Source organism: Pseudomonas sp. GW821-FHT01C01 (assembly GCF_059422645.1).
This window is the reverse complement of record NZ_JBWKXF010000045.1, coordinates 37,282-48,195: the sequence shown is the minus strand read 5'-3', so window position 1 is coordinate 48,195 and position 10,914 is coordinate 37,282. Positions and strand designations below refer to the sequence as shown.

Annotated in this window: 7 protein-coding genes and 2 tRNA genes; 7 read left to right on the top strand and 2 right to left on the bottom strand. The window is 57.1% G+C overall.

Going from position 1 to position 10,914, the window contains the following annotated elements; translation table 11 throughout:
• Positions 1-165 precede the first annotated feature (165 nt).
• From AC07XF_RS22515 to AC07XF_RS22495, 5 genes are all read left to right on the top strand, one after another.
• Positions 166-242, top strand: a tRNA-Asp gene (locus AC07XF_RS22515).
• 460 nt (positions 243-702) lie between these two features.
• A complete protein-coding gene (locus AC07XF_RS22510; protein WP_495028229.1) occupies positions 703-3,534 on the top strand; it encodes a xanthine dehydrogenase family protein molybdopterin-binding subunit in 2,832 nt (943 codons plus the stop codon).
• Positions 3,527-4,066: a (2Fe-2S)-binding protein gene (locus AC07XF_RS22505; RefSeq protein WP_007982256.1), complete on the top strand. Its 540-nt coding sequence runs from the start codon at positions 3,527-3,529 to the stop codon at positions 4,064-4,066. The genes AC07XF_RS22510 and AC07XF_RS22505 overlap by 8 nt, the downstream gene beginning before the upstream one ends.
• A gap of 2 nt (positions 4,067-4,068) precedes the next feature.
• Positions 4,069-5,307 carry a c-type cytochrome gene (locus tag AC07XF_RS22500; protein ID WP_495028228.1) on the top strand — a complete coding sequence of 413 codons (1,239 nt, stop codon included), beginning with the start codon at positions 4,069-4,071 and terminating at the stop codon, positions 5,305-5,307.
• Between the two features lies 1 nt (position 5,308).
• Complete coding sequence (locus tag AC07XF_RS22495) at positions 5,309-6,280, top strand: XdhC family protein (RefSeq protein WP_495028227.1); 972 nt, start codon at positions 5,309-5,311, stop codon at positions 6,278-6,280.
• 107 nt (positions 6,281-6,387) lie between these two features.
• On the opposite strand, the gene AC07XF_RS22490 is transcribed toward AC07XF_RS22495, so the two are convergent.
• Positions 6,388-7,671: an NAD(P)/FAD-dependent oxidoreductase gene (locus AC07XF_RS22490; protein ID WP_495028226.1), complete on the bottom strand. Its 1,284-nt coding sequence runs from the start codon at positions 7,669-7,671 to the stop codon at positions 6,388-6,390.
• A 184-nt stretch (positions 7,672-7,855) separates the two neighbouring features.
• Here AC07XF_RS22490 and AC07XF_RS22485 point away from each other — a divergent pair.
• Positions 7,856-7,932, top strand: a tRNA-Val gene (locus tag AC07XF_RS22485).
• 549 nt (positions 7,933-8,481) lie between these two features.
• On the top strand, positions 8,482-8,685 hold the full coding sequence (locus tag AC07XF_RS22480) for a tail fiber assembly protein (protein ID WP_495028231.1): 204 nt from the start codon (positions 8,482-8,484) through the stop codon (positions 8,683-8,685).
• A gap of 43 nt (positions 8,686-8,728) precedes the next feature.
• On the opposite strand, the gene AC07XF_RS22475 is transcribed toward AC07XF_RS22480, so the two are convergent.
• Positions 8,729-10,807 carry an acyltransferase family protein gene (locus AC07XF_RS22475; RefSeq protein WP_495028225.1) on the bottom strand — a complete coding sequence of 693 codons (2,079 nt, stop codon included), beginning with the start codon at positions 10,805-10,807 and terminating at the stop codon, positions 8,729-8,731.
• Positions 10,808-10,914 lie beyond the last annotated feature (107 nt).

Here is a 10,914-nt window from a genome sequence, read left to right as displayed (position 1 = left end):
CGGTAGTTCAGTCGGTTAGAATACCGGCCTGTCACGCCGGGGGTCGCGGGTTCGAGTCCCGTCCGCTGCGCCATATTTTCCGAATCAGGCATGCTTGGTTCGAGATTGAAAAGCTACTGAGTTTTCAATCAGACGAGTTACTTGAGCATCTGCTCAAAGCGATACGCAGCGGTAGTTCAGTCGGTTAGAATACCGGCCTGTCACGCCGGGGGTCGCGGGTTCGAGTCCCGTCCGCTGCGCCATATCTGCCTCAAGGCCAACTGAACGCCTTGAAGCTACGAAGAAACCACTGGTTACTTCGAGTCGATAGCAAAGACCCTGGTCGAAAGACCGGGGTTTTTTGTTTCTGGAATTCAGGTTTTCTCCTCTCGCCTTATTCCTGGTGGACCTTTCTGCATGCCTCATTGCCGGAATGGCCTATCGGACGCTGACGACGCCGTCGTCCAGCGGCACCCCTCCAGCCTCACGCTACCGAAATTCACGGCTACTCTTAATGTGCTGCGTCGAATAGTCGCGTTTTTTTGATTTGCTGGTCAGTTTTTAGTTTTCCGTCAGGCCATAAGGCTATAAACTTAACCTTTCGGTCAGCTTTGCACTGTCAACAACAGCCCTTTGTATCGTCAAAAGGGGCTTCTGCAAGACTCGAGATTTTCCAGTACATAACCAGAAGGGCGGACTCCATAACCGCCCAGAGGATGATCCATGTCCAACCGTGATATATCCCGGCGCTCGTTCCTTCAGGGCGGGCTGGTAGCGGGCGTGAGCGTGACGCTCACGCCATTGAGCAGCCAGGCGCTGGCCGCCTTGATGGAAAACAGCGTGACTGTGCCGTCCGAGCAGTGGCTCGGCAACAATGGCAAGGCACGCGCCCGTAACGATGCCTTGTCCAAAGTCTGCGGCAGTAAAGTCTTTGCCCGTGACATCCGTGCCAAGGACATGCCGGGCTGGCCGCAGCAGCAAGGCCACGCCATGCTGCTCAAAACCATCAAGGCCGACCACATCTTCGCAGGCATCGACCTGTCGTGGCTGGGTGCCGAGTTGCAGCCGGACCGCATCGTCACCGCCGAAGACCTGGTCAAGGACGGCATCGTGTTCCCTGAGGAGCACGCCCCGGATCCATTGTTGCCGGCCGGCAAGGTGCCGATGTTCATCGGGCACCCGGTGGCGATCCTGATCTGGAACGACTTCGAGCGTTTCCGTCAGGCCAAGAACAAACTCAAATTCAATGACAAGGCGATTCGTTACGGTGCCCAGGTGCCGTTCTACGAAGGCGATCCCTACGGCAGCTTCCGCTACGTGCGCGTCGGCGGCGCGACCTCGGCGGATGAAGACGAGTTCGCCAGCCTCAAGGATTCGATCCTGTTCCCGATGCTGAAAAACCGTCGTCCGGTGTGGAACTCCCAGCCGAACCTGCACGGCAACCTGACCGAGCGCGGGTTGTTCTACGCCGACCGCATGAAGCAGCAGATCGATACGCCGCCGGACAACTGGCTGGTGTTCGACGAGCGCTACAAGACCCCGTCGATCGAACCGGCGGCCCTGGAGCCGGACAACGGCAACGGCTGGTACGACCCGGCGACCAAGACCCTGCATTTCGTTGTCGCCACCCAGTGCCCGCTGGAAGCCGCGACCGAGACCGCGAAGATGATTGCGCCGTCGCGTTTTGGCCTGGCCAACCTGAACATGCACCCGGGTTATACCGTCGGTTACGGCTCCAAAGACCACAACATTTTCGTCTACTACGCAGCGCTGGCCGCGTTGTACGGCGCGGGTGTGCCGGTGCGCCTGGCCAACGACCGCTACGAGCAGTTCCAGAGTGGCATCAAGCGTCACCCGTTCGACATTCGCTACCAATTGGCGGTGGACAAGAACGATCACAGCTTCAAGATCTTCCGCGCTGAAATGAGCGTCGACGGTGGCGGGCGAATCAACTACAGCCCGTCGGTGGCTGCGGTGGGTGCCACGGCCGCACAATCGATCTACTACATGCCGCAGAACGATCTGCAGGTCACGGCTTATCACTCCCGCGCAGTGGAGGCCGGGTCGATGCGTGGCTACGGCACCCTGCAGAGCATGGCCTCGACCGAGATGATGGTCGACGAAATCGCTGATCGCCTCGGTGTCGATGCAATTGAGCTGCGCCGTAAAAACGCACTGCGCTCGGGTATGAAAAACACCCAGGGCGCGATCCCGGCCGGTGCCTTGCGCCTGCACGAGATTCTCGACAAGGCTGCCGTCCACGACACCTGGAAAAACCGCGACGCGATCAAGAAACAGCGCGAAGCCGCCGATCCGGATAACTGGTACGGGGTGGGTTTCGCCATCTGCCAGAAAGACTTCGGCACCGGTTCCGAAGCGCCGATGGCCAGCATTGAATTCACTGCCGAAGGTCGCATTACCCTTCGCCACATCGGTATCGAAATCGGTACCGGCATGTCCACCTCGCAGGCCATGGTCGTGGCTGATTTCCTCGGTATTCCGGCCCACGAAGTGAAGACCGGCGAAACCGAATGGAAAGAGTTGCAGCTGATCAGTGGCGGCAATCCGTACATCATGAGTCAGGCCGAGCAGGACAATTTCCTGCGCAATCCGCGCTGGGTCGGCAAAGTCGCTTCGGCTTCGTCGGCAACCAACTCTGCGTACTACTTCAGTCACGCCACCCGTGAAGCGGCGCGCGTGTTGTTCAATCACGGCCTGTGGCCGGCGGCGCTGGAGATCTGGCGACAAGGCCCTTATGGCGGTCAGGCCAACCCTTACGTTGTGCGCCGCGAAGACGCCCATTGGGTCGATGGCAAGCTGACAGCCAACGGCATGGAGCCTTTGCCGTTTGCGATGCTGGCCAAGCGCGTTCACGAGCGTGGCCTCGTGAGCGGCGCTACCGTGCATGGTTTCAACCGCTGGAGCTGGGCCGAGGCCGAGTTCAGCATCGACGGCGTGCGTGAGCGTCTGCCGCTCGATGGCCTGGCGGTCAAGTACGGCGACGGTGCACCGAAGGCGAAGAAGGCGCAGATGAGCAGCGCCGGTTTCCATCTGCTGGATCGGCAGAACATCGCCTACCCGGCAACCCAGTTGAACAACGCGGCGGTGACTTACTACAGCCCGGTGGCGACGCTGGTGGAAGTGAAGGTCAACAAAGGCTCGGCGGAAGTCTCGGTACTCAACCATCACTCGTGGGTCGAGTGCGGTCGTGTGCTGGTGCCGGAACTGGTCAAGGGCCAGCTCGAGGGCGGTATCGCCATGGGCATTGGCCATGCGTTGATGGAAGAGATGCCGCTGTACGAAGGCGGGCCGGGGGAGGGTGACTGGAACTTCAACCGTTACCGCCTGCCAATGGCGCGGCACGTCGCGGTGTGGAAACAGACGGCGGACATCCTGCCGCCACTGTCGCCAAGCGACCCGTCCAAAGGTATCGCCGAAGTGGTGATGATCCCGGTGGTCGGCGCCATCGGCAACGCCGTGGCCCATGCCATCGGTAAACGTGTCCGCGACCTGCCTATCACTTCTGCACGCATCAAGGAGGCCCTCAATGGCTAACCGTCCGCTTCAACTGACCCTCAACGGTCAATCCGTCGGCCCGGTGGACATCCCTGATGACCTGCCGATGATCGATTACCTGCACGAGTACAAAAACCTCACCGGCTCGCGCCTGGGCTGCGGCCAGGGCATTTGCCACGCCTGCGTGGTGATCGTCGACAACCCCGACGGCACCAGCGAAGAAGTGCGCACCTGCATCACCGGCGCGCACTATTTCGAAGGCAAGAAAGTACGGACCATCGAAGGCCATGCGACCCGCGACGAGCAGGGCAAAGTCACCGAGCTGAATCCGATCCAGCAGCGCTTCGTCGATGAATTCGCCTTCCAGTGCAGCTACTGCGCGCCGGGTTTCGTGAATGCCGCGACCGTACTGGTGGAAAAGCTGCAGCGTCAGCCCATCGTTAAAAGCCAGCTGGAAAAAGTCATCGAGGACAGCCTCGGTCATCACATTTGCCGTTGCACCGGGTACGTGCGCTACTACAGCGCCACGCGCAACGTGCTGACCGATCTCGGCCTGGTCAAGGAGGGTTAAGCATGAAGTTACTACTTAGCCGCCTGGCGTTGGCGGTTGGTCTGGCTGCGCCTGTGTTGCTGGCCCACGCCGATGATGCGCAGGTCAAGCAAGGCCAATACCTCGCCCGCGCCGCCGACTGCATGGCGTGCCACACCGCACCGGGTGGTGCGCCGTATGCCGGCGGTCTGCCGATCGTGTCGCCGTTCGGCACCATCTACGGCACCAATATCACCCCGAGTAAAGAGCACGGCATCGGCCTGTACAGCGATGATGAGTTCTTTGCCGCGCTGACCGAAGGCAAACGCCGCGATGGCGCGAACCTGTATCCGGCGATGCCTTACACCTCGTATCACCTGATGCCGCGAGCAGATTCCGACGCGATTCATGCCTACCTGAAAACCGTCGAGCCGATCGAGCGTGCAGCGCCAGTCACCAGCCTGAGCTTCCCGTTCAACGTGCGCCTGGGCCTGATGGGCTGGAACATGATGTACGGCAAGGACGTGAAGCTGGAGCCGGCTGAAGGCAAGAGTGAAGCCTGGAAGCGCGGCCAGTACATGGTCGATGTGCTGGGTCACTGTGGCGAATGCCATACGCCGCGCGGCTTGCCGGGTGCGATGCAGCAGGACAAGCGCATGACCGGCGGGCTGCTCAACGGTTATCTGGCGCCAAGCCTGCTAGCGAACGACCTGGCGGCCCGTGGCTGGAACCATCAGGACCTGAGCTCGTTCCTCAAGCACGGCATGAGCGCCCAGGGCACGATGTTCAACGAGATGTTCCCGGTGTTCCACAACAGCACTCAGGGCCTCAGCGATCCGGATCTGGCGGCGATGGCGACCTTCCTGCTCGGCGATCAGCCGCCAGTGGCGAAAGTGCTCACCGAAGTGCCTTTGGACAAACTGAGCCCAAGTGCCCAGCGTGGCCGTCAGGAATATTTGAATGTCTGCGCCGGTTGCCATGCGCCGGGCGGCGAGGGCAAGCCGCACATCGCCGTGGCCATGCGTGGCAACACCACGTTGCGCCTGGAAGATTCGCGCAACCTTGTGCGGGTGATCGACGACGGTATCGGCGAACAGAAGTTTTCCGGGTTCGAACACATGCAACCGATGCCAGGGTTCGCCAGGAAATTGAGCGACGAGCAACTCACGGATCTACTGAACTACCTGCGTCAGGGCTGGGGCGGTCAGCCGAATGATCTGGCTGTGAACGACGTGCAGAAGTTGCGGGCCGATGCGCCGCCGCTCGAGCACAAGGCGCACTGATATGCAGCATCTCGATCTGCAGGTGGTGCGCCGGGCGCTGGAGTGGTCGACAGCCGGCCAGCGCATCTGGCTGTGTACGGTGCTGGCCACTTACGGCTCGGCACCGCGGGCACCGGGTTCGCTGCTGGCGGTGAACTCTGATGGGCAATGGATTGGCTCGTTGTCTGGTGGCTGTGTCGAGGAAGACTTTCTCGAGCGAGTCGCCGAGGGCGCGTTTCTGGAGCCGGTCAGCGTCGTTCGTTACGGCGAAGGCGACGACCCACGCTCTCGCGTCAGCCTGCCGTGTGGCGGGGTGCTGGATGTGCTGGTCGAGAAGCTTGATGCCGAATGTGGCGTGCAGGCGCATTTGCGGGAGCTGGAGGCGGCGCTGTTGGGCCGACGTCGGCTGATCCGCGAAGTTGATCTGCAAAGCGGTGCGCGCAGTCTGTTCGATGATCGTGAGCAGGGTGTGCGTATCGAGCGTGAAATCGACCGGGTGCGTGTGCGCGTTGGCGCGGCCCAGCGTTTGCTGCTCGCCGGTTACTCCAGTGTCGCTCAGGCCTGTGCAGAGTTTGCCGTGGGCCTGGGTTTCGAGGTGATTCTGTGTGACCCGCGGGACGAAGTGCTGGAAGGCGTCGTGCTGGAAAACGTAGAGATTCGCCGCCAACTGCCTTCGGTGTTCATTGCCGACGGCGGTTGCCACAGCGATACGGCGGTGGTGGCATTGACCCACGATCCACGTATCGATGACCTGGCGATGATGGAGGCGGTTCGCACCGAGGCGTTCTATATCGGTGTGATGGGCTCGATGCAGACCTCGCACAAACGCTTCGAACGCTTGCGACGCATCGGCGGCCTGGGGGATGTCGAGTTGGGGCGGATTCATGCGCCAATCGGGCTGAACCTGGGCAGCAAGACGCCAGCGGAGATTGCGTTGGCGGTGCTGGCCGATATCCTGCGGATTCGCAGCGGAATCGCGCGGGATCGACTGTAACCCACCGCCCCTGTAGGAGCTGGCTTGCCAGCGAAAAGGACGTCATATCCAGCAACGATGTTGGCCGATGGAACGCCTTCGCTGGCAAGCCAGCTCCTACAGGTCCCTCAAACGCCGAACTTGTCGCGCAACCCGTAGTACCAGGCGCCCAGCGCCGCGAACGGGGTGCGCAGCATTTGTCCGCCGGGGAACGGGTAGTGGGGCAGATCGGCAAATGCGTCAAAACGCTCGGCCTGGCCGCGTAGCGCTTCGGCCAGCACCTTTCCCGCCAGGTGTGTGTAGGTCACGCCGTGGCCGCTGCAGCCCTGGGAATAGTAAATGTTGTCGCCCAGGCGACCGACCTGAGGCAGGCGCGACAGGGTCAGCAGGAAGTTGCCCGTCCACGCGTAATCGATCTTCACGTCCTTGAGCTGCGGGAAGGCCTTGAGCATTTTCGGTCGAATGATCGCTTCGATGTTCGCCGGATCCCGCGCGCCGTATACCACGCCGCCACCGAAAATCAGGCGCTTGTCGCCGCTGAGGCGGTAGTAGTCGAGCAGGTAATTGCAGTCTTCGACACAGTAATCCTGAGGCAGCAGGGTCTTAGCCAGTTCCTCGCCCAGTGGCTCCGTGGTAATCACTTGAGTGCCGCAAGGCATCGACTTGGCGGCCAGCTCCGGCACCAGATTGCCCAGATAAGCGTTGCCGGCGACGATGATGAACCTGGCCCTGACCTTGCCTTGCGGTGTGTGCACGACCGGGTTGGCGCCACGCTCGATGCGTATGGCCGGCGACTGCTCATAAATCGTCCCGCCCAGGGACTCGACGGCCGCCGCTTCACCCAGTGCCAGGTTGAGTGGGTGAATGTGTCCGCCGCTCATGTCGAGCATGCCACCAACGTATTGATCGCAAGCCACTACTTCGCGGATGCGGCGTTGATCCATCAGTTCGAGCTGGGTGTGGCCAAATCGCTCCCACAGGCGCTTCTGGGACTCGAGATGCCCCATCTGCTTGGCGGTCATCGCGGCGAATACGCCACCGTCCTTCAGATCACACTGAATGTTGTACCTGGCGACCCGCTCCCGAATGATTCGCCCACCTTCGAACGCCATTTGCCCCAGCAGTTGAGCCTGCTTGGGGCCGACCGTGCGCTCTATGACATCGATGTCGCGGCTATAGCTGTTAACGATCTGGCCGCCATTGCGACCGGACGCCCCGAAACCCACCTTGGCGGCTTCGAGCACCGTGACCTTGAAGCCGTTCTCCAGCAGGAACAGGGCAGAGGACAGCCCCGTATAGCCGGCGCCAATCACGCAGACATCGGTCTCGACGTCATCTTGCAACGCCGGGCGCGGCGGAACCGCATTGGCCGATGCGGCGTAGTAGGACTCTGGGTAGGGGGTGTTCGCCATCCTGCTGCCTCTGTTTAATATATTTTACGATTGCGTTGATCCTACCCGAGTTGAAAATCGGCCGCCAGCCACCCGGAAAATCTTCTTTGTACCCGCAAAATTAAATATTTTGCATATTCATAGGGTTAGCTCGAAAAAAGGTGTTGACACCCCTTCGGAATTCCGTAGAATGCCGCCTCACAGCAGGCACGTAGCTCAGTTGGTTAGAGCACCACCTTGACATGGTGGGGGTCGTTGGTTCGAGTCCAATCGCGCCTACCAAACAAAATCCGCTCTGCTGGGCGGTCTGGAAGGGCTCACCGAAAGGTGGGCCCTTTTTTGTTGTCTGGTGTTTGGGCAAACTTTTGGAATATTTTGGGCAAACGACCACCGGCGCTACATCTTCAGGTCAGTTTTCACCTTCATGCAAACCCCCGCGTCATCACCGTGCCCTGTCTAGAAGTGTTCGGTCATCTTCACATCAGCGTGACCCATCAAGCCCTGAATGTATTCCTGCTCGAAACCCTGTTGCTCATACAGCCAGGCACCGAGTGCGCGAATCTCGTGGAAGGTAGGGCGCTCACCGGCCGGCAACGTGAGTTTGGGGGCTTCAGGGGCGGCTGGCTTTTATGCCAAAGGTCGGTTTCTGGCGGCAACTATTGGCGCCAGTCAAGCCATTACTATCGGGGCTGGTGGTGTTTCACCCGTTGGCGGCAACGGCCCTACTGGAGGCACTACCTCAGTCGATTCTTTGGTGACTGCTCCCAGAGGTCCGGGTGGCAATGCTGTGAATAATGCGGCTCCACCGATATATAATGGCAACGCCGGCATATCCTCGTTCCCTGCCGGCGGCAACATATTCACTCGCTTCGGTTTTGCAGGGCTTGCAACATCGGCTGTGTCTGCATTAGCCGGTATCGCCGGACCAGGGACTTCCTGCTGGACCAAGCCACGCGAGCCATCAACCCACTGCAGGATGCAGTGGATATCGATGCCGCCACCCCTGAGTCGTCTGAATCGCTGAAGCTGTCTTGAGCGAAATTATTGCCGGGAAAAGTTTGTCAGGTCGGCAAATTGATTATTTATTAGTGGTTTGGGTGTCTGACTCACTGTTGATTATTAACTGAGCAAGTAGTTTTTTTGCTACATAGTCAGCTGCTATTGGTGTTAGGTGTCCGTAATCCCAACTGGTGATGCCTTTGGCCTTGTCCTCACCTAGATAAGTGAGGCACCCTTGCTCATTGCAAAGTACATTTATGATGTCGGCAAATACTATGCCTGAGTCCTGCAGGGTCCTATGTAAGGCTGCGTTGTAATCAATGGTTTCCTGACTCAAACCAATAAGCGTGCGGTTCGGAGTGTTTAGCCATAATGATTTCATGATTATTTTTGGTAGCTCGGCTGTCCAGTGAGGGACAGGGCCGACAAAAATAGTACGTTTTACACCGATTGATTTAAGCTTTTCGGATAACTGATGAATGGTGGGGATGTCATAATTGGCAATTTGAGAAATGACTACAACATCGGGTATTGTTTTCTTTAAGGTTTCGAGAGCAAACCAGTTTGACTGCGCGCAATAATCTACAGTCGACGGGTTTAATATCGAAGGTGATGCAGTGCAGCCAGAGCTTGTAATTTGTAGAATGTTCCAATCAGACGGCAATCTGTTTTTCATTCCTGAATATAGCTGCTGCGCGTGGGAATCCCCCCACAGGAATACAGTCTTGTTTTTGGTGGTATCTTTTGTATAGCAGCTTTCTTTTATAGATGCGCGGGGAGTGTTCGTGGCATTGCCGCTACGATATTTTTCCAGATTGTAAAAGTCGCAATCAGTTCTATAGGTGTTAAGTAAGTCGATTTTTTGGAAGTATTTTTGCTCGGGAAGTGAGTTTTCAAAGTAGCTTGAGAATCCTTGTATGCCCCCCACTCTCGACTCGAATCCATTGTGTTTGTATATAGAGTATCCGGTATAACCTACCAGCAGCATGAGTGTCAGCAATAACATGCTGGTAAGTTTGTTGTTGCTTGTTCGAATTGGTCGCTCAATAATTTTGTAGGTTAACCATGCCAGTAAAACGGAGAGTGCAACCGCAGCTGCCCTGACGCTTGGTGGCACTGGGCCGCCCTCAAAGATGTGAGCGAATGATAATAGCGGCCAATGCCACAGATAAAGCGGGAAACTAATTAGACCTATCCATATCATTGGTCGAGACGACAAAAATAACCTGTTGAAAATTGCGTCGGGCCCCGCTGAAATTATCAGCGCCGCGCCCAATGTTGGGAGGAATGCCCACCAACCCGGAAATGAACTGTCTTTGTTGATAAATACTAGCCCTATGAATAGGGTGCTAGTACCACATATTGAGGCGATATTTCGTAAGGCACTATTATCTGTCTTAGTCGGTTTGGACGGAAAAAATCTAATGATCATCGCATTTGCAATGTTGAATGCAGTAGAAAGTGACTCCTTTCGGTACACGTGCGCATAAGCGATGGCTGCCCCTACCAAGAGCTCCCATATTCTGGTGTAGGGCATGTAAAATACCGTCGCGGGATCGCTATGGATATGATAGATGTTCCATGTGAAAGATGTGCACAAGATGAGTGTGCAAATTGCCAGTATGTTTATCCTGCATTTGTATCCTGCCCATAGCACTATGGGCCAAAAAATGTAGAACTGCTCTTCAATGCCAAGAGACCACAGGTGTAAAAGCGGTTTTAGGTCCGCAGATAAGTCAAAATAACCGCTCTCTTGTTGTAGTATAAGGTTTGAAATAAAGCCCGCGCCGCCGGCAATGTGTTTGCCGAGTTGCTTGTATTCATCGCTTAGAAGGGTGAACCAACCCAGGGCAATACACGTAATCAGGATTAGTGATAGGGCAGGGAATATTCGTTTGATTCGGCGCGCGTAAAAATCAGTTAGCTTGAATTTGTCCTGCTCAAAGTTTTCATAAAGTATAGTTGAAATCAGAAATCCTGAAATTACAAAAAAAATATCTACACCAATAAAACCGCCGGGTAGCAGTGTCGGAAAGGCGTGAAAAACTAACACCGACAAAATCGCAATAGCCCTTAGTCCGTCAATATCAGCACGGTACTTCGGGTGCGCTAGTTTATTTTTGTTGCTGGTAAAGTTGTCGACGGAAAGAGACGTCATTATAAATAAAATTCCAGATGGCTCATGCCTTGTTCTTGGGCGTGGGCATCGTACCCCAAAGATGAGAAGCGGATAACCAGAAATCTTCGATCAATCCTCTTGAGTTT